The sequence below is a fragment of the Corynebacterium sp. HMSC30G07 genome, assembly GCF_001806945.1.
GTDB classification, from domain to species: Bacteria; Actinomycetota; Actinomycetes; order Mycobacteriales; family Mycobacteriaceae; genus Corynebacterium; species Corynebacterium riegelii.
In genome coordinates, this window is record NZ_KV786459.1 from 19515 (window position 1) to 45073 (window position 25559).

Genomic DNA, 25559 nt, shown 5'->3' on the forward strand with positions numbered 1-25559 from the left:
TCATGGGTGTAAACGTTTCCCGCATTGCACGTCGTGGTTTGGCCGCGGCGGCGGCCGCATCGCTTGCGGCGCTCACCGGCATGGGCGTTGGCTTAAGCCAACCTACACCGCCGAATGAGGCCTTGCCGCAGCTTGGCGCTTGTATGGCTGAGCGTGGTGCGCTTGATGTGGTGATCTTGATGGATGAGACCGGCTCGTTGGTCGGTGAATTCAATGAGGCTACCGGTTCTATTGATACGTCGGTGCCGGGTACGGACGATGATCACAACCGCATTCCGGCGGCGCAGAGTTTTGTGGATGAGCTGGTGGCTCGCCAAGCAGACACGGGCGCGGATGTGCGCGTGCGTGTGGCTGGTTTCGGTCAGGAGTACCACTCGGGTGCAACTGACTCAGCGAATTACGGTCCGTGGCAGGAGCTCAACGAGTCGAGCGCTGACAAGGTCAAGGGCGAGATTGCGCAGTTCCAGGATCGTTGGGAAGAGGTGTACACCAACTACGCCAACGCGCTTGAGGGTGCGTACAACGATTTCGCGCGTTCCGGTTCGGAGAACCCGTGCCGTCTGCTGGTCACGTTCACGGATGGTGAGTTGACTGCCCAGGAGGGGGAGGACGCTGCGCGTGAGCGTATTTGCCGCGCGGGTGGCATTGCGGACCGTCTGCGTGCCGGTGGCATTACCAACGTTGGTATCGGTTTGTCCTCGCCGGATAAGCCGGCTGATTTCGGTTTGATGCGCGGCATCACTGATGGTTCCGGAGGCGAACCGTGTGGCCAGCCGCCATTCAACGGCGCATTCTTTGAGGCTTCCAACGTAGGTGGCCTGTTCGCGGCCTTCCAGCGCGCGCTGTCTTCCGGCCGTGATGCGGTGCATGAGGGTCCGGCGGCGCAGCCGTTTGAGTTTACGCTGGATCAGTCGATTGATGCTGTGCGGTTCAACGCGATCGCGGAGGAGAATCTTGGGCAGGGCGCGCACCTGGTGCTGACTGCGCCGGATGGTTCCACGATTGATTTGGCGCAGTCCGGCCGCGGTGAGGCTGCCGGTGCTGCGGTTGAGTGGACCACGGCTACCGAACCGACGCAGCGCGTCAGCGGCCGCATGCGCCTGAGCCCGGGTGCTGATTGGTCTGGCACCTGGAAGCTCGGCTTTGTTGATTTTGATCCGGAACAGGCCGAAGGTCGCGTGATTTCTCAGGTGGAGATCCAGCCTGACCTGCAGGTTCGTTTCCGCTCCGATGAGGTGTCCGAGGGGCCCCTTTCGCTTTTCGACGATCAAACGATCCACGCCGAACTCATCAACGGCTCCGGCGACGTCCATCCGTTGGCTGGCGAAGCCAAGACCACCATCGTGTTTGAGGCCGATGGCCGCGAGCCGGTCGTGTTGGTAGAAAACGCCGACATTGCGGGCGGGTCGATTGAGATCCCGGCGTCCAAGATTGAGGGCGCACCGGTCTCTGGCCGTCTGGAAGCACGCACCGTGGTGTCCACCTCCGGCGAGCCGAAGACCACGTTCAGCCCGTTCATCAACCAGCAGGCGGTGACGGTCTCCCCGCAGAACCTGCCGCAGGTGGCGGGTCCGGTGCAGTTCGCGTCTGAATCCGTGACCGGCCAGGGTGAGATCACCGTCAAGGGCCCGGGCAAGGTGTGGATTGAGCCGGGTACGCAGATCCGCGCAAACGCTCTGCCGGATGGCGTGGATGCAGTGAATGTGGCTTCGCAGTATGACTCCGAAGACAACGCCCTTGAGGTGGCTGCCGGTGAAATGGCAACCCTGCCGGTGACGTTTACGGTTGCTGAACCCACCGAGGGCATCATCAATGGCAACGTGGACGTCAGCGTTGCGGACCTCAACGGTGAGGTCGACGCGGCACATGTTCCGGTTTCGGTCAACGGTTCCTACACGGTGCCGCTGAACACGGCGAAGTTCACCGGCGCGCTGATCGGTGCCCTGCTTGCGGCGCTGTTGATCCCGCTTTTGGTGTTCTACCTGATCCGTTTTGTCACCTCGCGCATTCCTACGCGCCGTCAGCTTGGATCCCAGCTCTTCCCAATTGAGCTGGAGGGCACCAACGCGCAGTTTGTCAACGGTCGCCCGGAGCTGTCTTCCCAGGAAGCACTGATGAACCCGGCGCAGCTGACCTCTACCACGTTTAGCGCGTCTGGCTACAACGCCAAGGTTCGTGGGTTCCACCCCAACCCGTTTGCGGATGCGCCGGTGTTGGTGGAGCAGGTGCCGTCGATAAGCAGTGATGGCGAGCAGGTCAAGGGTGCCGCGAAGCTGCCGCTGGCGCTGCCGAACACGTGGTTTGTTGCGGCAAGCAACCGTGGCCCGAACTCCTACGACGTGGTTGCGCTTCTGAACCCAGGTACCCCGGAAGCACAGCTGAAGCAGATGGCCACGGAGATCTCCACCAACGCGCCGCAACTGGTGCGTGAGCTGCATGACCTTCGTGCAGCGGGGGCTGACCCGTTTGATGATCTCGGCGGAGGCAACGGCGGCGACAGCAGCGGCGGCCCTGGTGGCCCGACGCCTCCGCCGCCACCGCCAGGCTTCGGCCAGGGTGCACAGCCAGGTCCGCAAGCAGGCCAAACCCCGGGTGGTTTCGGCTCCGGTGGTTTCGGCTCTGGCCCGGGACCGCAGACGCCGCCGCCACCGCCACCGCCGCCGTCGCAAGGCGGATTCGGCTCCAACTAACTTCATAACTTCACGGCACGCAAAGGAACGTAAGGAACAGCAATGTACAAGGTTTTCGTAGTCGGTTGCGGCGGCAGTGGCGCCAAGACGATGTCCTACATGATGGATGAGCTCAAGGCGACGCTGGAGAAGCAGGCGCCGCAGTGGTGGGCGAAGAACAAGCGCTTGCCGGATGCGTGGAAGTTCGTCTCCATCGACGCGCCGCTGGTGCCTGAGGTAGTGGAAAACTCTAAGCTACCGAGCGTGACCGAGGCTGGCGGCGACTACGTGGCCTGTGGTTCCAATGCGGGTCTGCCAAGTGTGCGCCAGAACATTGCTGCCGCCGCAGCCAGCGAGGCGAAGCTGGGCACCTTGGCCAACTGGGCGCTGAAGGACCACACGCTGGATAACCTCAACGTTGCTCGTGGTGCCGGCCAGTACCGTGGCGTGGGCCGCATCTTGATCCTGAACCGCCTGAAGGAAGTGAACGCGCAGCTCAACCGTTCCTGGGCTGAGGTCATTAGCGCTGAGACCGATGCTGACCTAGCAGCAATCGCTGCTGAGACCGGCCAGAGCAAGGAGACGGACGGCCCGATCGTCTTCATCATCTCTTCCATGGCGGGGGGCTCGGGTGCGTCCATGGCTGTGGACGTGTGCCGCCTGGTCAGCGCGCTGCCGGGTATTGATAACGGCGGTGTTGGTTTGTACATGGTGACCCCGGACGTGTTCACCGGCGGTGCCGATGCACCGATGGACAAGATGGCTGGCACGAACCCGAACGCCCTGGCAATGTTCGCCGAGCTAGCCGCAGGCCAGGCTGGCGCCGGTGCCCAGACGGACGCCGCAACCTACCAGGCGCTTGGCCTGAACATTCCCGTCAACTCCTTGCCGGTTGGCCGTATCTTCCCGGTTGGCCGCACCGTGGGTACGGATGACCGCATCACGGAGATTGGCAACGGCACCCCGTCTGACATCTACCGTTCGCTGGGCCTGGGTCTGGCCTCCCTGTTTACGGACCACCAGGCAATGGCCAACTACGTGGCCCACATCATGAACAACCCGCAGTCTAAGCGCAGCCCAATGTATGGCTGGGGTGCGGTGGAGTACCCGTTCGTGCCCTGGAGTACGTTCGGCTACGGCCGCGTGGCAATGGGCCGTGAGCGCTACGCCGAGTATTCCGCGCAGCGCCTGGCGCGCTGGGCGGTGGATCACATCACGTCTGGTCACTTTGACCGCCAGGAGATTGGTAAGGACGAGGCGCAGCAGCTGCGTGACCGTGTGGAGAGCAACTGGGCTGGCTTCCGCGACAGTATGGGCACCGTGTTGCCGCTGGCAAGCGATCCGATGGAGTGGATTGGCCGCAACTTCGGCGGCGTGATCAATGATTGGGTTGCTGGCAAGGTCAGCGCGATTACCCAGTCCATCCCGAACGCCAACAAGCAGAAGGGCAACGAATGGCTGGCGGTTGTAGAGCGCGAGCTTGGCAACGCCTCTCAACGCATCAATGCAGAATTCACGCGTGACCAGCGCTCTGAGCGCCCGTTCTACGGCGCGCTGGTGGAGTGGGCTGGCCCGGAGGCGCTGCAGCGTCGTCTGCTGGACCAGTTGCGCCATGAGGTGGGCAAGCACGGTGCTGCCTACGCGCAGGAGCTGCTGCACCGCCTGCAGGGTGAGCTGAAGAACACCACCGTGCCCAAGCTTGAGCAGTACCAGGTACAGCCGTGGATTACGTTGGACGGCCGTCTGCGTGACCGCATCTCTGGTCTGGGCCGCATCCCGGACAGCACCGAGTACCTGCAGCTGATCCGTACCGCTATTGATCCTGCGCTTCGGCAGTTCGCTGTGGCGTTCATTGCAAGCCAGATTGCTGAGCTGCTGCGTTCCTTTGACAATGACTTCATCAAGGCACTGGACGCCGAGATCTCTCGCCAGCGCGATGAGCTGCGTTCCCAGCGCATGGTTACCTCTGACCCGGAGATGGGCATTTCTCGCTTGGAGACGATCTACCCGTCCCTGTGGCCTGCCGAGGGCGACGGTGCTGTGGATTCCCGCTTCGGCGCGCCTGCGACGGAGGCGTCTATTACGCCGATTGATGAGTTCAAGGACCGCTTCGAGGAGCACATTCAAAACGCACGCCCGAACGGTGGGGATGACACTGTCTCCTTCGACACGGGACTTGGCCAGGCCGGCCGCGCCGTCGTGTCCGGCGATTGGCACCAGGGTGCGGATCCGGACCCGGCACCGCGAGACCTGCTTGCGGTACGTGACGGCATGTGGTGGATCCCGCAGCAGCACACGGTGAACCCGCACACGGGTGAGCGCGTGGATTATCGCAAGCCGCGCTTTGACTTCAAGATTGGCTCCAAGGAAGTGCTGGAGCGTTCCCGCAAGTTCATCAACCGCACCGGCACCTCGTTCGCAACGTTCGTATCTGAGTCTTTGGCGGATTACGTGGATGCGGATGGCCACCCAGCACACGAGCGCGCACGTCGTGAGGACCTGCTTGAGCAGAAGTTCTCACTGGCCCTTGAGCTTGCGCTCCCGTTGGCCCAGGTGGATAAGGCAGTGCTGCAGGAGCTTCTGGGCATCTCTGTTGCCTATGACTTCGTGTTCACCACGATTCCGTTTAAGAACCACCCGTTGGAGCGTCGTATGAAAGACGCGTTGACGGCGTTCAAGGGTGGTGCGGCAAACATTGACAGCCACAAGTCCTTGGATGACGCGTTTGGTAATAACGGCGGCCTGCGTGAAATCAGCATCACCGGTTCCTTTGAAAAGTACCCGCCGGTGGTCTTCAGCTCTGTGTTGCCGCGTGCCGCTGCGCAGTGGGATGCGTACTCCACCCCGACGGATCGTGATGAGTTCTGGCGCATGCGCCGTGCACGTCCACTGTCTGCAGCCCTGCCGATGAGTGACATCGAGCGTGGTGCGATGATCCGCGGTTACTTCGTGGGCAAACTGACCGGCCGCATCTACCACTCGGAAGAGGTGCGCGCGACGGCGGATAATGATCCGATCCAGGTCTATGACGTGCGTACGAACAGCCAAACGCGCGATAAGTGGCTGACCATTGCCACCCCGCTTCTAACCCCGCCGCACGCGCTGGGGCACCGCCGCAACTACCTGCCGGCAATTCTGGAAAACGCCACCATGGCCTGGGCAAAGATTGCGCAGCCGCCAGTGATGGGTTCTATCCAGCCGTACCTGGCGTTGCGTGCGCTGTGGGATGAAGGTGACATGCCTACGCAGTGGCGTCCGCAAGCAGGCCTGTATGGGGATAACCAGATTGTGAACCATACCAGCGGCCAGGATGTGCTGCGCCACTGGCTGTGGAGCGGCCAGCGCCCGAATGGTGAGTTCCTGATGGTGGAGGGCACCGGCCCGAACGTCACCCCGGAGCAGCGCCTGGCTGCTGCGAAGGAGTGGCTGCAGAAGGAACGCGAGCTGGCTGTGGCGTACAGCCCGGCCAGGGCTGGCTCGGGCGATGGCTTCTTGGGCGGCCAGACGGAGAACCCCTACGGCGATATCCGTGACATGCAGATTGCGTACGCACTGCCGCTGTTTGCGGATCTCGCGCCGGACTACATTGCGGCTATTGATGATCTGTTGGTGTCGCTGGACTGGGCGTTTAACTCCGGTGATCCACGTGCAAGCCAGCAGTTCCAGCCGCAGCCGACGCAGCCTACGCCGCCGACTGGCCAGGCGTTTGACGGTGGCGGCGCAGCGCCGCAGATGCCGGGTCTGGACTAAGCAATAGGCAGGAGAACAAGCAAACATCATGGCAAAAGCAATTAGTACTTTCCTGCACAAAGGGCCGTTTTCCCGGCGGCTTCGCCAGTGCATCGCTGACTTGGCAGCGCTTGGCTTGGTGGGCGAGAGCATCTGGATCGACGCAGAGGATCCCACAACCGGCGTGCTCATCGGTAACGCTGATGAGGGCAAGCCGTTCTACGGAAGCCTCTCGCAGCTGTTGAACAAGGTCGGCGGCGTGCCGGTGCACGTGGTCACCCTCAACGTGTTGGGCCAGGACCAGGGTGTGGGCACGCTTGAGCAGCGCCACATCTCTGACCTGCAGCAGCAGATCCGAAACACGGGTGTCAGCGAACTGCAGGGCGCGGATTCGGCGAATGTGATTGTTGCGGAGGTTGGCGCGCGCGTCGGTAAGCAACTGCCCACTGTCGCTGGATTCCGTAATCTCATGCTGGCTCCGGAGGAGTCTGAAAGCCCGGACATCCCGGCATCGGAAATTTTCAAGGCGGACAACAGTGCGCCGGAGGATTTCGCACTGTCGGCGGCCTGCAAGCTGGCTGGTCTGTGTGGGTTGTGGAAGGGCGCGACCTCTATCCCGGTGGCGGATCAGGCGGCTGGTGATGGGTTGCGTTTGGTGCGTACCTACTACCGCCGTGTAGACGCCCAGGAGATCCAGGCCCAGCTCAAGGACCAGATTTTCAACGTGGCGCAGCTGCCGCAGGTGCGTACCACGCCGGCAGGCCAGCCGCTGCATGTGACGACGCTGCCGAATCTGGCAGGGATGAACCAACAGATTGCACAGCAGATCCTGCAAAACCACCGCGAGCAGATTGAGGCGCCGCGTACTGAGGCGTTGCGTGAGGCAACCGAGTACAAGAAGGCCACCGAGGTTGCCAAGGACGTGGGCAAGCTCTATCTGCGCAACCTGGTGCGTTGGCCTGTGATTGCGTTGCAGAACTTCACTGCAGACGTGCGCGACAAGGTGAACTCTGAGGCTCAGAAGCTGCTGGGTGCGGATTCCCGCGTGCGTGTTGGCGGCCCGGAGACCATGCCGGCCACCCCGCCTGTGGGCAAGGAGACAGTGCAGGGAGCTTCTGCTTTCCGGCGCGATCTGTACCGCCCCCTTTGGGACGAGTACATCGACACCTCTTTGGCGTTGGCTGATGCTGATCTGCGCAGCTTTAATGATGACGGCAAGCAGGTCCCGCCGTACCTGAAGGCGTCCAATCAGGCGTTGAACACGGCGCGTTCGGCCCAAGACATCATCCCGGGCCCGAGTGCTGCGTTTACGGCAAATGACCTGCCGGCTGGCTTGCGTGGTCAGGCAAGTGAGCTGCCGCTGCAGCCCTATGACATTAAGGGCATCCGCGGTTTTGAAGAGAAGCTGCGTACCTCCGAGTTCCGTGGCGCGCACGATGGCGTGCAGCGTTTCCAGGCGTGGAAGCGCAAGAACTCCCAGTCTTTAGCGTCGCGTGTAGGCGAGCAGCTGGTGATTACAGAAGACCAGCTGTGGAATGACTACGCGGTGGCACGTGATCGTTACTACGAGCTGGAGGGTCGCGAAAGCCGCATCACCAACACCAGCGGTGGTGCAAGCTGGTGGCGCTGGCTGGGGTACGTGGTGTTCTGGTCTGGTGCGATCTTCGCGTTGGCGTGGGGCATTGGCAACTGGTGGCCTGATGCCGCCAACCCGATGGTGCCGCGCTGGTTGTTTGCACAGAACTTGAATGAGGCGCCGACCAAGGTCAAGGCCTGGATGTTTGGCCTCTGGTTTGTGCTGTGGCTGGTGTGCTGGCTTATCCAGGTGTGGCTGGAAACGCTGGCGATTTTCCGCACGGTGAACGCGCGTGCACAGATCCGCTCTGAGCGTGAGGCTGCGAAGACCAACATGGATGCCGCAGAGCGCGCGTACGTGCAGATCCAGCACGGCTACCTGCAGTTCTTGTCTATCTCGAAGATCTACGGATCCCTGCTTGAGCGTCCGTTTGGCACCATTGCGTCGGTGAAGACGAAGTCGCCGGTGCCGATGAACCAGATGCCGGCGTCTGTACGCATCACTGAGGCAGTGCCGGATTCGGCGGCGATTGAGCGTTTTGTTGCTTCGGTGCGTGAAGAGTACTACCGCCAGGGCTGGCTGGAAGAGCGCGTGGATGCTGGTTTGAAGCGTGCGTTTGAAATGGTCAACGCAAGCTACGGCGATCAGGGTGGTGACAGGCATTCCTTCCTCATGTCTCAGGGCGAGGATTCCCAGGAGCTTCTTGACTTGTTGGCGAAGGCCATGACGTCCCCGGAGTTTGTGGACGTGGACCGCACGGGTGAGAAGTGGGAGATGGTTGTTCAGCGTCTTGAGCGCAACGACAACGGCGTGCGCGATGCGTTGCTGAGCAAGCAGCAGATGTACCGCGCTGGTTCCTTGGCCGCCGCGCGTGAGATGCCCGCACTGGCAAACGTGAAGGATGCTGGCACGTTCAACGGCACTTTTGTTACGTCCACTGGTTGGGCGGGCGGCAATGCGAATGTGATTGATACGTCGCAGACGCAGCACAGCATCTCTCGCCAGACTGGTGATCAGGTCGGTGTGGCGGAGCTGCTGGTGCAGTTCGGTCACCCGGGGGATCGCTCCTCCTTCGTGTTTGCTGGTGATGAGGCAGACGCTATGCGTGGTAACGGCACGTCGGCGCCGTCGCCAAGCGATGGACTGAAACTTCCGGGATTGGATTAAGACATGGATGAAGAGTTGTTGGCGCTTAACGCCTGGCGTGAGCAGGCACTGAGCCGCGGCATTGATAAGCAGTTGCTGCCCTCGGCGTTTGAGCTGGGTACCTTCCTTCGTGCCAAGAATGATCCTGAAAAGTGGCAGGACAAGCCCACGCTTGCCATGTGGGGCGATTCCTTGACCAAGCTGTTGCAAGCGGTTGCCACTGGCAATTTTGTGAAGGGCACGCCGCTGCCGGACCTGTTTTTCAAGCAGGCGGCACAGGCCCAACCAGCACCGCAGCGGCCAGCTCAGCCAGCACAGCCGGAACCCGAGCCAGTGAAGCCAGAGCCGGAACCCGCACAACCGGAACCCGCAAAGCCACAACCGCAACCGGCTCGCCAAGAGCAGTCGAAACCGCTGAACCTGCGGGCTGAAGACTTCGCGGAGCGTGACGTGTGGACCCACCCGGAGCCACTGCGCGTGGAGGGCGGCGAGGTCATGGTTCGCGCGCGCGGCGATGAGGAAGGCACGCTCGAGGTCTCATGGGTGGCGCCGGAAAGCGGTGCGAAGGTTCGCATCTTCCGTCTCCTCAGCCGTGATTCGATCATGAATGACAATGAGCTGGAGCCGAACTTCGGTCTGCTGCGCACCATTACCGCTGGCCGTTTGTGGACGGATGAGGCCGACATGGACCGCGCGATCCGCTCGTATCACGTGTGGCTCAACGAGGGCGATAGTGAGATTGAGGCGCTTCGTGCAGAGCCAAAGCTGGTGGGTGTGGGCGTGTACGTCCAGCCGGTGCATGACCTGCATGTGACGTTTGAAGACGGCCGCATTTACGGCAGCTACGCCGAAATCGACGGCACGGAAAGCGTGGAGATCTTCCTGCTGGATAACGTGCATGGGCGCGTGCAGCAGTTTGAGAATGAGAACAACCTGCGCGGCTTCCAACTGACGCCGAAGTCCACTGGCCGTGCGTACGTGTTCCAGGCGCGCAGAAAAGTTGGCGTGCACATGTCTGCCTATTCGGATGAGCAGGCAGTGGACGTGCCGGCGGAGCTGACACAGATCACGCCACAGATTTCGCTCGACGGGGACCGTTTCACGCTGTCCTGGGATCGCCCAGGCGCTGGTGAGGTGCGCATTTACCGTTCTGCTGAGCCGGTGGCCGATGGTGCGGCGGGCCAGCTTGTGGATGCTGACAACCTCGGCGAGTACGGATTGCAGGTCGGGGACTGGTCTAACAGGCTGGAACCGCGCGACGCTACGGAGTTTGCCACGGACTGGAAGAGCGACGCCTACTCCATGTACATCACGGCGGTAAACGTGGTGGAAAACCAGGCGATGATTGGCACCACGGCATCGTGGGTACGCTGCGGTGAGGCGCATGACGTACGGATCTTTGAGCGTGTGGACGAGCAGTTGATCACGTTTGCCTGGCCGGAGCATGCAGCCGGCGTGGAGTTTTTCACCGCGGATATCTACAACACGGACAACCTGGATTTCAGTGACCCGGACGCTATCCAGAACAACCCTTCTGTGCAGCACTTGGGGCGTATCAGTGAGAACCAGTACCGCCGCCGCGGCGGGTACCAGGTGAACCTGCAGGTTCCGTCGTTGCTGATTTTGATGCCGTACCGTTCGCACCAAGGCAAGACTGTGCCGGGTAAGCCGACGGTGTTGAACTACCCGGGCCTGCTCAAGATGAGCTATGAGATTGTCAACGAGGCTCCGGCGGGCGCACCTGCGCAACTGTCGGTGCGTATTCACGCAAATGACCGGGCGGATACCTTTGGGCAGAGCTTCGTGCTCATGGCGCAGGAAGGCACGCTGCCGATTGACCCGACGTGTGAAGATCTGCAGCTCAACGTGTGGCGTAGGGCGGCATCGTTTGGGGCGCCTTCGGCGGAGCGTCAATACGCAGAGAAGATCTTTGATATCCGCGAACCGTTCACGCGCGACCGCCTGAGTGGCCAGGAGATGCCGGGCGAGTCTTTCGCAATTGACATGAACCAGCTGTACGGGCGCCGCAACATCTTCTTGCGCCTGTTCCTCTACACCCCATCTGGTGGCTACCAGCGGGTCTATGAGCAGCAGTCTGTGGGTCAGGGCGAGCACCCGCAACCGGTGCCGGTGCTCTTGGACCCGCCGCTAAACCAGCTGTACTACAGCGAGGAAGCACCAACACAGCAATATCAGCAGCAATACCAGCAGTCAGAACCGCAACCGGAGCCGGAACAGAAGGAATCCGGTGGACGTTTCAGCCTGTTTAGGAGGAAGCGCTAATGGTGGAACAGCAAACACAACAACGCACCCGCTGGTCGCAGCTCACGTACGCATCCTTCGGCCCGGGCATGGGTGATGGCTGGGGTTTCGGCCCAAGCCGCAACGTGCACCCTAAGGATGAGGAGTTTGTGAACCACTTCGTACGCGGTTCACTCAAGCCTGTGCAGGAGGTCAGCGACTTCCTCACCAGCGACGAGGTGGAACAACTGCCGATTCGTATGGAGTACATCCCGTGGTACGAGCGCGCCGTGTTTTTGCACACGCGTCCGGCCGGGAAGGATTCCTCCGGACGCCAGGGCAACACGTTTACCCACATCTACGTGGACCATGCCGCACAGGTGGATAACTCGACGTTGATCTACCCGATCCAGGCGTACCACTCGCCGGATTTCCGGATGCCGTTCCTGTCCAAACGCGTTGACGCTGTGCAGTTGAGCGAGGATAACAACGGTCCGGACGCCGGCCCGCACTTTGACATTGACTTGGCGTGGGAGATCATCCGCTCCATGTTCATGGGCATTGACCGCACCAATGTGGTGTGGAAGGTGCTCGACACGCTGGAAGCGGGCGAGAAGCTACCGGTGTTGGTGGTGAACAACTCCATGGACGCGCAGACGTGGCTGACGGTGATTAGCTCGTTGATGTCCAGGAAAGAGGCGCGTGAGCTGTTCCGCTTCTCCACGTTTGAGCGCGCCGCCACGCTGCAGGTGGATCGCTACAGCCAGTTCCGCGGGCGCGCCGTTGTGGCAATCCCGGTGGAGGATGCGGAGGCTGCAGCGCGTATGGATGGCGTAGAGGTAATCAATACGAAGGATGCTGGTGAGGGCTATGGGGTGGGTGGCACGTGGGCGTCGGCAAGCAAAAATGCCCTTGAGCACTACCCGAGCCACGGTGAGCTCATCGCGGCGCTGGATGCGCAACCCCCACTCAACCCCGACAAGCCGCGGCTGGGCGACGCCATGCGGCAGCTGAATCTTTAACCCGAAGGACGAAACATGGAACACCTACAGCAAGGCGCGGAAGCGTTCGTGCACGGCAACGGCTTCAGCGCGCAGATTAAAGTACACATCACCCCACCTGCGGAGTTTGCCTACGAGATTGAGGGCGTGGAGCAGCACGTTATGCGTGCACAGACGGTCTACGCGCGTGGGTTTGATGGCCCGGGGCAGCTGACCATCCGACCGGTGGCAACCACGCAGTTTGTCACTGACGCGCAGGCGCACATCGTGGTCGAGCTCAAACCAGCGACCGGCCATGCGGAGACGGTGGAGCTGCAGCGCTTCAAAATCGCAGGGCTCAGCGAGTTCACGCCGCTGCACTTCACCCCACAACCCGGCGGCCTGCTGCTGAAGTCGGGCCAGGTGGAGCAGCTCGCATCCGAGCAAAGCCGCGTGTACAGCGAAATTATCCGTGAGATCACCCCCGAAGAGGAGCTTTCGCTTGACGACGCTTCAGGCGCTACCAACGAACCCCGCTCCGTGTTGGTGTACGTGGATCAGTCTTCATCGATGGAAAACGCGAGCCGCCCAGAGCAGATCCGTGCGGTAGCGAAGTTCCTCGCGGAATTTTTGAGCAAGCTGGAGATCGAGCTGTCCGTGGCGGGGTCTTCGCTGGCGCAGCAGCCGAAGCGCGTGAGCTCCTCCTCGGCAGCGCAGGAGGCCATCCTTGCGCTGACGCCGCGTTCTGAGGTGGGCTGGCCGCGCTCCCTCAACGCGGCGCTGAAGGATTATGACCGCGTGGTGGTGATCTCTGATGACATCCCGGCGGAGGTGGAAAACCCGGGCGTGACCTTGGTCAACCTGGATCATTTGCCGCAGCGTTTCGACGGCATCGAGGTCGGCCCCAGAATCGTCGAGGCCGTAGAAAACGACAACCACACCTACCTGCGCAACCTCTCTGAGTACCTGCGCGACAGGCTCTACCTCGCTGGTGTTGACGCTTCGGGGGCTGCGCGATGACCCAGGCTTTCACCATCCCCACCCGCTGCCCGTACTGTTTTGAGTACCTTGACCCGGCGACGTTGCAGCACACCACGCCTGAAGGGCAGTCTCGGAACTGCGCCCGCAAGGAGTTGCCATATGGCTGGCAGGGCGCAGGTGTGATCACCGTTGCCATGGCGGGTGCGCGTGCCTCCGGCAAGAGCGTATACCTAGCGGTGATGATTGAGCTGCTGAGCCAGTTCACCAATGAGGTCAAGGGAAACTGGCGCCCGGCTACCTCGGATACGGAAGCGATCTATGAGGAGCACTTCCGCACCCGACTGTTTGAAGAAGGCAAGGCGCTCGAGTCCACTCGCCGTATTGGGGATAACGCCACGTACACGCGTGAGCCGTTGATCTTTTCCATGGATCGCCCGCTGCTTATGGGGCAGCGAAGCCAGCAGGAGATCTTCCTGGTTTTCCGCGACATTGCTGGTGAGGATCTGCAGGACAATGACATCGCTGCTGTGAAGGATGAGCTTGCTTTCTTGAGCAACGCGGACCTGGTGGTGTTCCTCTTTGACCCGTTGGCGGATGAAGACATTCGCCTGGCGCTGGCGGGTCTGCCGGGCATGACCCAGCCGGAGGACGGTGCACGTACGGACCCGGCGATGGTGCTTCGCAACGTGCTTGCGATCATTGAAGCTAATCGACGCCCCGAGCAAGCACCCCCACGCATCGCCGTCACCATGTCCAAGTTCGACGTGTTGCAGAAACTCGCCGAGACCCAGGGCGAACCCCGCAATATGGACGTGATCATGCGTAACCGTGGTGCCGCGTTCAACCGTGAAGGCGCTGGCGTGAACCGCCCATGGGACCAAAACGACAACGACCTGTTGCACCAAGAGATCCGCAGCATGCTGGTCACCTTGGACGCCCGTGGTCTGTTTAACCAGCTGGAAAGCTGGCTGCGCCAGGGCAACCCGGAGGACTTCTACCGTTGCTTTGCGGTGTCTGCCTTGGGCTTCCAAACCCGCGACGATGAAGTAGATTCCAGCGGCATCGCCCCATTCCGTTGCCTCGACCCGATTCGCTCCCTGCTTGCCGCGTACGGCATTGACGTTCCCCGCGTGTAAGGCACGAAAGGACCAACCATGACTAACAACCCAGCCAACGGCTACCCGGCGACCGGCTACCCAGCCCCTGGATTCCAAGGCGGCCCTGCCACCATGACTTCGCAGCAGCTTGCGCAGGAAGACCAGGTACACAACGAGAAGCAAGCCCAAGGCGAGCGCAAGCGTGCCGCAATGTGGGTGAAGGCAACCTCCGCGCTGGCGGTGATTGCCGCGATTGTGTACGCGGCGATCAAGCTGTGGACGTTTGTGCCATGGGTTGTAGACGGCATCAACGAAGTCGGCTCCCTGGGTGACCAGACAGCCACCCCGGTAGTGACTGAGCCCACCCAGTAGCTCTAGCCAATAACGCTAGAACCAGTTCCAGTACAGGTACGTCCCCAGCAGCTGGGCAAGCCCGGGCACCGGGGTGGAGAAGTCCGGCTCCGCGTAGGAGCGCTGGCTGAGCTGGTGGATCTGGAGGTCTGCTACGTCAGCGACGAGTTCTTCGGGGACGTTCATGCCGGCGACGTAGGTGGAGCCGCGGGTGTCTGTACGCACGGCAACGCTCAGCGGCACAATGCTGTCAGGCAACTGGTGGTAATACGTCAACACGCGCAGGTCATCGTGCCATTCGGCGGTGATCGTTTTGCCTGCTGCAGCGCCGAGGTTGCCTTGGTTGGCGCAGGACTGGATCATCGTGATCAGTTCTTGGTCGTAGTCTTGGGCGGCATTTCTGGCGTCGTTTACCTCGATGGTGATGTACGGCTTGAGGTCTTCGGGTGCTTCAGGAGCAACGACAAAATCCTGCGGCAGGTCCGTAAACGCGACGGTGGACCTGGCGGTGGTGTCAGCCGCAGTAAAGAAGTAGGGCGCGTTGCTCAAGCACTGAGTGTCATAAATATCGCTGGGGATGCGCGCCTCAAAGTCAACGTAGCCACCGGCATCGCCGTGGCGCATGGTGTGGCGCACCGAGTCGTATGCGTACTCGCCGGTGAGATCCTTCGAGGTAAGCAACGCCGCGTCTAAGGAGGCGTGCTCGCCCGTGCCTTGTTTCCACGGCAACTCCCACGCGGGTGCCATCTGGATGATCAGGACCACAGCCACAACCAGCGCAATCACCGCTTGGACAAGCTTTGCAATGAATGACATGTCTACACCCCTGCTCCTAGCCCTGCTTGACCATTCCCAGCTTGATCATTTCGGCGCGGTCTTCCGCGCTCATGTGCAGGCGTACCGTGCCGTCGGTATCCACGGCTGCATAGCCGCTCGTGACGCCGTCCGTCCCGGCGGAGAGCGGAACCATGCGCCGCCCGCCCACGTACAAGCCGGCGTGTGGCGCCTCAAGCCCGTCGCTCTTCAAAATGGCCAGGGCCGCGTTGCGCACCCCTTCCCACTTGCGGGCCAACACCAAACGCTGCCTATTAAAGCCCATGGTCGCGGCAGCAAAATAGATAACGATGAGGTCGATCGCGGTGAAGAAGTAGCCGTCTGCAAGCGTGGAGAACAGCCCACCGGTCAGCGCTAACATGCCGAGGAACCAGCTGCGTTTGCGAAGCGCACCAATCAGCCAGGCCAGTCCGACACCCACAATCAGCCCGGGGATCAGGCGGTATTCCGGATAGATCGGCCACGGCCAGTGAATGGCCATGTACTGATCCAACAACACCGACGGGATGATCAGCACCAGCGCAAGCCCAAGCGTGCTTTGCATCGACGGCGGCAGGAAACCCAGCGGGCGCTTGATCCCGATATCGCCCAGCGGCGGCATCTGTTTGTCAATCAGCGGCTCGATGCGCTCCGGGACACGCCCCATGCGCGCAATCTCGTCTTCCAAGGGGGCTAGCCGCGGGTCGTCGTGCGCGAACTTGCGTACGGTAACAATCTTGGCTTTGGCACGCTCAACGTCACCCTCACGCAGCGCCGCACGCGTGTTGTCCACCGCCTGCGAAACCAGGTTCACTCGCGCCTGCAGATCGGTCAGAATGTCCGCACCAATGCCGGATTTCGGGGTGCCATGCCCGGACCGTTTGAGCTCTTCAAGCTTATCGACGGCCTCCGTCAACCTCCCCTTCTCCATCAATTCCGTGAGCACCGTGAAGTACATCCGGTCGTAGACTTCAGCATCTTCGCGAGGATCTGGTTCAGGCACTGCTTCCGGCTCTGGCGCTGGGCGCGTCTCGCCGGTGAACAACGCGATGTCATCGGCCGCCAGGCCGAAGGACGCAAAGCGTGCGGCAACGTCCTGGGGGAGTGCGAACCGGGTGCGAATCGTGTTCCAAATGTCCAGGTGGAAGGCGATGATCGTGTTGTGCAGCTTGGCGTCATCCGTTGCGTGCGTGCGCAGCTTTGATGCCGCGGTCTTCTCCCGTTGTGTGCCGGCGCTGCGCGTGAAGAAATCAATCGCCGCGTCAAGGTCTAAAGCCGTAACCTGGCGCTTCGCCTGGATAAAGTACGGCGGGGTCAGGCTGTACTCGCTGGTAGGCGCACCATCCGCGTAGTTTTCCGGCCACACTGCCTGCATGATGCCAAAGGGGAACACGCTTTCAATTTCCGACTGCAGCGGCGCCGGCAACGGGTCAATCACCCGCACGCCCTGGCCACCCAGCTCGTGGATAATCTGGCCCATGGCGGACACCGGAAGCCCGGCCGCCTCACGCATCGCATTGACGTGCTCCGATGTAGCGAACCTCAGCGAGCCAAACACGTGCGCAAGCTTCCCACTGAACTCGCTGACCTGCTGCCCAAGCGCGGCGTTGCGCAGCTGCTCAAGTTGCGCCCACGTCTCCGCGTCGCTCAAGTCCACAGCAGGGGAGCCCGCAGCCAACTGACGCAGGCTCGCAACTATCAGACTTGCGGGCTCACGGAACTTGCTGCTTGGCGACGTCGCATGCCTCCCCAACTCCTCCACCACCTCCGCATACCGCGAAGACACATCAGCGTCCCCAGAACCAGCACCATCCAGCTGGAAGAGACGCGCAGGCTCCAACGCAGCAACGTCCTCCAGCGTTTTCGCTGTGGCCCACTGGGCGGGGTAGGGGGTTTCGTTGAGGTATTTCTTCAACGCGACGTCGTCAAGCATGAGCCCTCTGCTCCTACTCCGAGCGGATCATCCCGGTGACCATGTTCTTGTACTGGTCCACGCGCTCGTCCGAAAGGGCCGAGATCTGCGCAGTCAGCTCAACGCTTTGGCCAGTGGTCGGCTCGCTGCCCTCAAGGGACACGATGCCGTCATTGGTCACCTTCATAATCATGTAGACCGGCGAGCCCTTCGGCAGGTTCGGCAGGTTCTGCAGCACCGCACCGTTCTCACCCGAGATCAGCTTGTTGGCGTCCATGTCCTGGGACACCACCTCGCCCGCCTGCTCATAAATATCAAAGCGGATGCGGGTGGTGTTGTCGTTGGACGCAAAACCCTGCGCCGTAGCCTCGGCGGGAAGTTCCGCGCCGGCCTCAAGCACGTGCATGACGTACGGCACTTCGCGCTCCGGATCCCAGAACTTCACACCCACTGCCTTCGGCAGGACGTTCTTGATCTCCATGCTGCGCGCACCCGTTGGCGTTGCCACCGTGATCATGGAACCGCCGGTCTGGGCGGAAGTGTCGTTCGGGTTGACGCTGATGTCACCACCAGCCGCATCCACCAGGCCCTGCGCGTAGATCGCAGCGCCCTTCGCCACAGCCAGGTCGAACTCGGTCGGGGTCAGCTCCCAGCCGAAGCGGGACTCCAGCGCCTCCGACACCATCGGCATACGCGAGGAACCACCAACCAGCAGGTAGCGGTCAATCTGCAGGTTCGGACGCTTCTTCTTCGCGGATTCAATGGCGCGCTCCACCACGCGCAGCGTCTGATCCACTAGGTACTGCGTCGCAGACTCAAAGTCTTCGCGCGTGATCTCAACGTTGGCCTTCACGCGGTTTTGGTAGTTGCACAGAATCTTCGCGGACTTACGGCGCGTCAGGGCAATTTTTGCCTGCTCAACGCCGCTCTTCAGGTTCTGGACAAAGTCCTCGTCATACGTTGGGTCCTCTTCCAAACCACTGGTGACAACGAAGTTCATCACGGCCAGGTTGTAGAGCTCCTCGTCCCAGTCCGCGCCGCCGAGCTGGCGGTCACCATCCACGGCGAGCACCTCAATGCCGTCCTCATTCATCTCCATGATGGTGGTATCGAAGGTGCCGCCGCCCAGGTCATAGACCAGAAGCGTTTGGTTGTCGCCGTGGCGGGTACCCGAAGACAGCGCCGCAGCAACCGGCTCGGTGATGATGTCCAACACGTTCAGGCCCGCGATCTCGCCCGCCTGTTTGGTGGCGGTGCGCGCCTCCACACCGAAGTACGCCGGCACCGTAATCACCACACCGTCCGCCTTCTCACCCGTGAAGTCCTCCGCGGTCTCCACCAGGTAGGACAGGATCAGCGCGGAGATGGATTCCGGTGAGTGCACCACGTCATGGATCTTCACGTCATAGTTGTCACCCATCTGACGCTTGATCAGCTGCACGGTCTCGTCCGGGCGCAGCTCAATCTCGTTTTTCGCCTCACGGCCGACGACAAAATTCGAAGCGTCATCAAACAGCACCACGGACGGGGTGGTCTGGTCGCCCTCGAAGTTCTGGATGACCTGCGGGGTTCCCAACTCATCAATATGCGCAATCGCAGAGTAGGTCGTACCCAGGTCGATGCCGTAAACCTTCACTTCGTCTCAGTCCTTACTTGTCTGTTTGGGGGCTTTCGCTTGCCGACGCCACATAGCGGTACACCGCCACCTGCGCCGGAATCGCCGTATTCTGTGCACCAGGGTGACCAAACCCAGGCGCAAGCACGCAGTGGATCGTGTCATTCAGACTAGCGTCTGACGTTTCCACCCGACGGACCGTCTTGTGCAGCTTCCGATCAAACGCATCACCAGGCTTCGCCTTGACGTCCGCAAACCCCAGCACACGCAGCAAATCCTGCAGCTGCTGCTCAAAGTACTCGTACATATCGCGCGTCTGCTGCTGCGCCTGCTCGGCCGTCAGGTCGCTCAAGTCCTGCTGCAAACCGTCCTCGGTGTGCTTGAGCAGATCCACAACCACCTTCGCGGCGGGCGCGAGCGTTTTGGAGATGATGTCCATGCGCGCGGTCTCGAGGGCGCGGATGGCGGTGTCGCGTGGATCGTCGTCAAGCAAAGGCTCTGTGGTGCCCTCATCCAGCTTTGCGGTGACATACTCGCTGAGCTGGCGGAACTCCGTGAGCATCGAGGTTTCCAGGGTGCGCATGTTCGCGCGCATGTTGTCCACCTGGTTGTTCAGCTTGTCCAGCAGCGTGCGCGCGGAAACCTCGTCCTGTTGCTGTGGCTGTTGTTTCTGTGGCCTGGGTGGGGGTGTGTTTACGTGCAGATCGCCGTCGCGGAAACCTCGTGTCACTGCTCCAACTCCTTCTGAGCGATCCAGGTGTTACGGCCAGCGAACTGGCCGCCGTGCGCCATCTGCGCAAGGGTGAGTGAGGAGATCTCACTGCTGGTCACGCCGTTATCCGTAACCAGGTAGAGGCCCTCGCCGGTACCCCGACGTGTCGGTTTCAGCGGCGGCACAATGCGCTCAGATCCCAAGTACAGCCCGGCGACGGGCGCGCCCATGCCTGTGCGCTTCAGCTCCAGATCCGCCGCCTGAATCAGCTTGTTAAAGGCGTCAGCTGCCTTTTGTTTCTTGCGGTTTTCAAAAATTGTGCGCGAGGCAAACTGGGTTGCGCCCACCGCGATCGCACCGAACAAGCCCGAGGTAAACAGCGCCAAGACCGCCGGGCCAAGCAGCACAGCCCAGCCGACGCAGCCGTCCGCGTCAACGTATTCCTCCAGGAACACGGCGGCGATGGCCAGCACCACAATGCCAATGATGGCCGTTGCCGGGTTCGGGTCCCACGCCGCGATATCTAGAAGCGCAGCGGGGATGCCCAGCACCAGCGGGGTGATCCACGGGTTAGAGAACTTCGGCGGCAAGAAACCCAACGCCTTGTTCTGGCCTTCATCTGCAACCGGCTGGAAGTGGGTGCTTAACACCTGGTCAACAAAAACCGGGTCGTGCTCCATCTCAGCAACCTGAGTTGCAAGCTCACCAACCGCACGCGAGTCCACGCAGTACTCAGCGATGGCGTCCAATTCCGTACGAGCCGCAATCGGGTTACGAGCCTGAATCGCCTGCTCCAGCGAGGACGTATCCCGATCCAACTGCCTTGCCCTGGAGTTAATGCTTTCAACAATGTCCGCACCTACTGAGGAGCGCGGCTTCTCACCAGAGGCAAGCATCTGATCAAGCTGGTACTTCGCCTGCGCCAAGCGGCCATCATCCATCACACGCTGCAGGGAGCCGAACGCTTCCTTGTCCAGCTCGCGCGCACGTTCTTCAGAGACCTCCGGGTCAGCCCACTCCGCAGTCAGCTTGCTCACGCCGCCAAACGCGGCCTCCAGCTTGTCCACCTCGGCGCTGTCCACACCCAGGCCGCGAAGGGTTTCGGCAGCTTGGGAAACGGTAGCGCCACGGTCCTGCTCATCTTCAAACACCTGCAGGTAGTAGCTGGCAAGCCAGTTGCGCAGCTGCTCATCGCTCTTGATCTGGGAGGTCAGGCGGGAAGCCAGCAGTTTCTGCTGGCCGTACTTCTGCGGGTTGCGGGTGAAGTACTCAAGCGCTGCGTCCAAATCCGCCTTGGTTACAGGACCAGAGGTGCCGGACACCTTCTGCTCCAGCAGCGAGATGGTTGCGTCTGCGTCCTCATCAAACGCACGCGGGTGGATCGCATGTGCAAAGCCCTGCGGGAACGTGCGGGTAATCTGGCTAAACAGCATCGCCGGGATATCGTCCACCACCGTGATGGAACGATTCGCCATCAAAGGCTTGAGCAAGCCAAGCGCGGTGTCCTCCGGCAGGCCGCGGTAACGAATCGGGCGTGCTGCCTCTTTACGGCTAATCAGCGGGAAGTCGCTGAAACGCTCCTCCAGCTCATCAGCCGCGGCATATGTGCCCGTGTTGATGTTTTCCAACCATGCCGTGTGCGCAAGCTTGTACAGCTGCGGGTTATCAAGCGTCCACGCGGAGTTTGCCTGCGCCAGAGCCTTCAGTCCTGCCGTGACTTTCTGCGCCGCAGCACGTTGACGTCCCGTGCCAGAAGCCAGGCGGTCCAGCTCCGCCTGCACTTCCTGGCCGCGGTCAGCCACGAGCTCCTCGTTGTCACCCTGCGGGTCTACCTGCAGCAGCCCGAACAGGTTTACAGCAGGAAGCGCTCCGGTGGCCGCGCTTTCTGCAGCAGCACCGGATGTACCCTGCACGGCGCTTGCGAGTGAGTCCCAGTCAGCAGCAGAAGTCCCGCCCAAATAGGCGTTGAGAGCGGTTTTGTTGAACTCTGCTGGACGTTCCTCGAACTCAGATGTTGTCATCGCGCGAATCTCCTCGAGTGACACGGCTTAAAACTTAGGCACAAAAACACATGCAGTATATACGCCGTGCACACACCCCCGCCGGGGAGCTTCGCGCGCTACGTGGGCTGCCTACTTGGCAAACTCCTCAACCAGCGCCGCGTTAAACGCCGGCAGGTCGTCCGGCGTACGCGAGGAGACCACACCGGAGTCAACCACAACCTCCTCATCAACCCAGTCCGCGCCAGCGTTGATCAGGTCGGTCTTCACGTTCTTGACGGACGTCAGCTTCACGCCGCGGATCACGTCCGCGTCCGTAAGAATCCAGCCACCGTGGCAGATCACGCCGATCGGCTTGCCTGCGTCCTTAAACGCCTTGACCAGGGCAACCGCATCCTCGTCCACACGGATGTGGTCCGCGTTGATGGTGCCGCCGGGCAGGATGAGGGCGTCGAAGTCGTTCACGTCAGCGCTACTAGTCAAAAGCTCCACCGCAACCTTGGTGCCCTTCTTGCCCTCGATCTCACCGGACTCCGTGGACACCACACGCGTGGTGGCGCCGGCGGCCTCGACGGCCTCCTTCGGGCTAGTCAGCTCCGAATCCTCGAAGCCGTCGGTGGAAAGAATCGCAATCGTCTTATTGTTTAGAGCGTTGTTTAGATCAGCCATGCGGCCCACCGTACGTATCTTGTTTAGATCGTGCAGCGGACCTGGCTAGACGGCTAATCCTCCGGCAGGTCCTGATCCAACGGCACCTTGGTGGAACCCAGGCCTTCCTTCACCGGCACCTTCGGGTTGTCGGCGTGTGCCTTGTCGCGCTTGGCCATGCGCATCATGTGGTCGCGGATGGCCAGGAAGGACTCCTTGGAATCCAGGGTTTGTGTCTGCTGCGTTGCCATGGAGATCTCGTCCGCGGTGATCTCGCCGGCGCGCAGGGACACCATCTCCGCCCAGTAGCGGAACCACACTGCAATAACTGCCGCCACCGGCACTGCAAGGAAGGCGCCGATGATGCCGAAGCCGGTACCACCCAATGCCACCGCAAGCAGCACAATCGCCGCATGCAGGCCCATGGCGCGGGACTGCAGGATCGGCTGCAGTACGTTGCCCTCGATCTGCTGCACAGCAATGATCAGGATCAGCACGAACACAGCGTTGAGGAAACCGTTGGACACCAGCGCAACAATGACAGCCAGGGCGCCTGCCGTGAACGCACCGACGATGGGGATGAAGCCAGCGAAGAACGTCAGCACGGCCAGCACCGGCCACAGCGGTACGCCGAGGATGATCAGGCCGATGCCGATGAAGATGGCATCCACCAGCGACACGATCGCCTGCGTGCGGATGAACCCGGAAAGGGTGTTCCAGGAACGCATGCACACCTCAGTTAGGTGCCAGCCTGCGCGCACACCGGTGTATTTGCGTAGCCAGGGGAGGAAGCGGTCGCCGTCCTTAAGGAAGAAGAAGGACAGGATGAGGGTCAGAGCGAGGGTGGTACCCACCGAAGCAATCGCACCGATGCCAGTAAACACGCCCGAGGCGATTGACGACGCCTGCCCCCGCACCATCCCAGCAACCTGATCCAGGGTCTCCTGAATCTTGTTCGGGTCGATCAACTCCGAATCAATGCGGCTGTCCACCCAATCCAGAATCTGGCGGACACCGGTCTGCGCCTGGTCATACAGCTGCTTGCCCTGCGTGCGGACGGTCGGCGCCATCGCCGAGAAAATACCAATGATCGCGCCGAAGAAGCCCACCAGTACCAGCAGCACGGACAGTGCCGACGGCACCTTGTGGTCCCTCAGCCAACGCACCGGCGGCCACAGCACCGTGCAGAAGATCAGCGCCAGAAGAATCGGCAGCAGGCCCATCCACACGAAGCTGAGCAGGTAGAACAGCAAACCCGTAGCAGCAACGACAATGATAAAGCGAAGCGCCCAAGCTGCTGCCGTACGACCATCGGAGGCAATCACTTGCCCACGATCAATCGGCTCGTCAGACATTTCCTGCGCGGCTTCCGCTGGGGTAGGCAGCGTTGCGAAAACGTCCGCGTCTTGGTTCTTGTTTGGGCCTTTATTTGGGTTTTTGGCCTGATTCATTTCAGTCACCCAGATCATTGTGCCAGATAGGTGCTGGCGTGCTACTTTCCATGAGGTTTTATATTGTTTCCCTATCTGAAGGATTCGCAGATGCGTCTTTCCCGTTTCACCGCTGCAACCGTCGCCGCAGCCACCGCCACCTCCCTCATCGTTGCCGCACCTGCAGCCAATGCTTGGGAAACTAAGTACGACCGCGCGGCGGACAAGTGCTCGATTTCGTTTTCTGACCGGGACATCACCCGCGTGAACCAGGCCTACAAGGCATTGTTCACCGAGATGGCCAAGCAGACCGACAACGAGAAGCTCAAGGCCAGCTTCCAGAACGCAGCACAGCGCCCGTTCTTTACCGACGCCGACAAGACGCTGATCATGAGCCCCGACGAGGCGCTGGAAAAGGGTGGTCTGCTCTACGGCGTGGACATCGCCCAGATCGTCTTCCCGCAGGGTATCGAGGCCGCACTGAAGGACCTGGACCTTGAGAAGATCGCTGCCAACATTGACTTCGAAGCTCTGCTTGCAGACGTCGACTTTGAGGCCGTAGCCAACGCCGCCGACGTAAAGAAAGCTGTCGAGGACGCCGGTGGCGTGGACGTTCAGGCCGCACTGAAGACGTTGCCAATTGGTGAGGTGCTGGAAAATGTTGAATGGTCCAAGGTTGAAGCGGACTTTAATGATGCGCAGATGCGCGAGGATCTGAAGGCGAAGATTCCCAACCGGGGTTTCAGCGAGTATTTCGGTTTGATTGGTGATTTCATTGCTGACCCAATCAAGGCAGTGCTAAAGGTCATGGGCTTCGAGGAGGCTGGTTTCCAGGGGATCCTGGAACTGGTTGCAAAGAACCTCGAGGTCAAGAACGTTGACAAGGCATTCTCTGAGGCGTTGGAGAAGGCGGACGTTGATACGCAGGCAGTATTGAAGGAGGCCCTGGAGGCTTCCGGCCTGGATATCAAGGCAGTGCTGAAGAACCTGATGAGCCAGCCTGCGGTGAAGGCTGAGCTGAAGAAGCAGACGGACAAGATCGACTTTGGCAAGGCGCTGAAGGACGCGTTGGAGAAGTCCGGCATTGAACTCAACGTGGAAACCATCCTTGGGTTCAAGACTTCCGAGGTGTCCCTCGCTGCACAGGACGCGTTTGACGCGGTTGGTCCGCAGGTGCTGGCGCCGATTGTCACCATGAACGATGCATTCACCGCGTGCTCTGTCCACTCTGATCAGGTGAAGAAGAAGCCGTCTGGTTCTACCGTTGGTTCCTCCGGCCGCAAGCAGGGTAGCTCCGATGACCACGTGAAGGGTTCGGTTGCATCCGGTTCTTCGCTGGACATGACGGGTCTGACCGTGGTGAGCATCCTGGGCGTAATCGCAGCGCTACTTGCGACGGGTGTTGCTGGCTTCGCAGCCCGCCCGATCGTTGAGAACTTCATGAAATAGTTCAGATGGCCGGTGTTTCCGGTCGATGCAATGTGGTCTAGCAGGACAGGTCTAATAGTGCACGAAGCCTGCTAGGCCACATTGTTTTTCGCCTAAAACGGAGCGTCTGAAATCTCGACCGTGCCCCTTCGGAAAAACGGCCTGTTTTTTGGTTTTGAACCTGAGTTGGGGTCACCGTTGGTCGTTGAAGATCCCTTCGACATTGTGGCC

At 61.0% G+C, this 25559-nt stretch carries 16 protein-coding genes; 9 read left to right on the forward strand and 7 right to left on the reverse strand.

Features of this window, described 5'->3' with window-relative positions; genetic code table 11:
• The first annotated feature begins 2 nt into the window (after positions 1 to 2).
• The 8 genes from HMPREF3104_RS04830 to HMPREF3104_RS04865 are packed head-to-tail and all read left to right on the forward strand — an operon-like array spanning position 3 to position 14791.
• The gene (locus HMPREF3104_RS04830; RefSeq protein WP_070494620.1) at positions 3 to 2690 is read left to right on the forward strand and encodes a vWA domain-containing protein; all 2688 of its coding nucleotides are present in this window, start codon (positions 3 to 5) and stop codon (positions 2688 to 2690) included.
• 42 nt (positions 2691 to 2732) lie between these two features.
• Positions 2733 to 6419 (forward strand): tubulin-like doman-containing protein, encoded by a 3687-nt coding sequence (locus HMPREF3104_RS04835; protein ID WP_070494621.1) that lies wholly within the window; start codon positions 2733 to 2735, stop codon positions 6417 to 6419.
• Positions 6420 to 6447: 28 nt separating this feature from the next.
• Positions 6448 to 9141, forward strand: a complete 2694-nt coding sequence (locus HMPREF3104_RS04840; protein WP_070494622.1) for a hypothetical protein — start codon at positions 6448 to 6450, stop codon at positions 9139 to 9141.
• Between the two features lie 3 nt (positions 9142 to 9144).
• On the forward strand, positions 9145 to 11403 hold the full coding sequence (locus HMPREF3104_RS04845; RefSeq protein WP_070494623.1) for a SaeA-related protein: 2259 nt from the start codon (positions 9145 to 9147) through the stop codon (positions 11401 to 11403).
• Positions 11403 to 12383, forward strand: a complete 981-nt coding sequence (locus HMPREF3104_RS04850; protein WP_070494624.1) for a GAP1-N2 domain-containing protein — start codon at positions 11403 to 11405, stop codon at positions 12381 to 12383. The genes HMPREF3104_RS04845 and HMPREF3104_RS04850 overlap by 1 nt, the downstream gene beginning before the upstream one ends.
• A gap of 15 nt (positions 12384 to 12398) precedes the next feature.
• A complete protein-coding gene (locus HMPREF3104_RS04855) occupies positions 12399 to 13361 on the forward strand; it encodes a hypothetical protein (RefSeq protein WP_070494625.1) in 963 nt (320 codons plus the stop codon).
• Entirely contained in the window at positions 13358 to 14458 is a 1101-nt protein-coding gene (locus tag HMPREF3104_RS04860; protein WP_052205940.1) for a TRAFAC clade GTPase domain-containing protein, read from the forward strand. Before HMPREF3104_RS04855 ends, HMPREF3104_RS04860 begins: the two co-directional genes overlap by 4 nt.
• Before the next feature lie 18 nt (positions 14459 to 14476).
• Positions 14477 to 14791 carry a hypothetical protein gene (locus tag HMPREF3104_RS04865; RefSeq protein ID WP_070494626.1) on the forward strand — a complete coding sequence of 105 codons (315 nt, stop codon included), beginning with the start codon at positions 14477 to 14479 and terminating at the stop codon, positions 14789 to 14791.
• A 15-nt stretch (positions 14792 to 14806) separates the two neighbouring features.
• On the opposite strand, the gene HMPREF3104_RS04870 is transcribed toward HMPREF3104_RS04865, so the two are convergent.
• The 7 genes from HMPREF3104_RS04870 to HMPREF3104_RS04900 all read right to left on the reverse strand — a co-directional run bounded on the left by HMPREF3104_RS04870 (position 14807) and on the right by HMPREF3104_RS04900 (position 23921).
• Positions 14807 to 15586 (reverse strand): hypothetical protein, encoded by a 780-nt coding sequence (locus HMPREF3104_RS04870; RefSeq protein WP_070494627.1) that lies wholly within the window; start codon positions 15584 to 15586, stop codon positions 14807 to 14809.
• Between the two features lie 16 nt (positions 15587 to 15602).
• Positions 15603 to 17516, reverse strand: coding sequence for a hypothetical protein (locus HMPREF3104_RS04875; protein ID WP_070494628.1), 1914 nt, complete (start codon positions 17514 to 17516; stop codon positions 15603 to 15605).
• A 13-nt stretch (positions 17517 to 17529) separates the two neighbouring features.
• Positions 17530 to 19131 carry an Hsp70 family protein gene (locus tag HMPREF3104_RS04880; RefSeq protein ID WP_070494629.1) on the reverse strand — a complete coding sequence of 534 codons (1602 nt, stop codon included), beginning with the start codon at positions 19129 to 19131 and terminating at the stop codon, positions 17530 to 17532.
• A gap of 13 nt (positions 19132 to 19144) precedes the next feature.
• Positions 19145 to 19840 (reverse strand): nucleotide exchange factor GrpE, encoded by a 696-nt coding sequence (gene grpE, locus HMPREF3104_RS04885; protein ID WP_070494630.1) that lies wholly within the window; start codon positions 19838 to 19840, stop codon positions 19145 to 19147.
• On the reverse strand, positions 19837 to 21843 hold the full coding sequence (locus tag HMPREF3104_RS04890) for a hypothetical protein (protein ID WP_141738133.1): 2007 nt from the start codon (positions 21841 to 21843) through the stop codon (positions 19837 to 19839). The genes grpE and HMPREF3104_RS04890 overlap by 4 nt, the downstream gene beginning before the upstream one ends.
• Positions 21844 to 21954: 111 nt before the next feature.
• Positions 21955 to 22491 (reverse strand): type 1 glutamine amidotransferase domain-containing protein, encoded by a 537-nt coding sequence (locus HMPREF3104_RS04895; RefSeq protein ID WP_070494632.1) that lies wholly within the window; start codon positions 22489 to 22491, stop codon positions 21955 to 21957.
• Between the two features lie 53 nt (positions 22492 to 22544).
• Positions 22545 to 23921, reverse strand: a complete 1377-nt coding sequence (locus tag HMPREF3104_RS04900) for an AI-2E family transporter (protein WP_083278940.1) — start codon at positions 23919 to 23921, stop codon at positions 22545 to 22547.
• A gap of 90 nt (positions 23922 to 24011) precedes the next feature.
• Between HMPREF3104_RS04900 and HMPREF3104_RS04905 the strand changes: the two genes are divergently transcribed.
• The gene (locus HMPREF3104_RS04905; protein ID WP_070494633.1) at positions 24012 to 25349 is read left to right on the forward strand and encodes a thioredoxin domain-containing protein; all 1338 of its coding nucleotides are present in this window, start codon (positions 24012 to 24014) and stop codon (positions 25347 to 25349) included.
• Positions 25350 to 25559 lie beyond the last annotated feature (210 nt).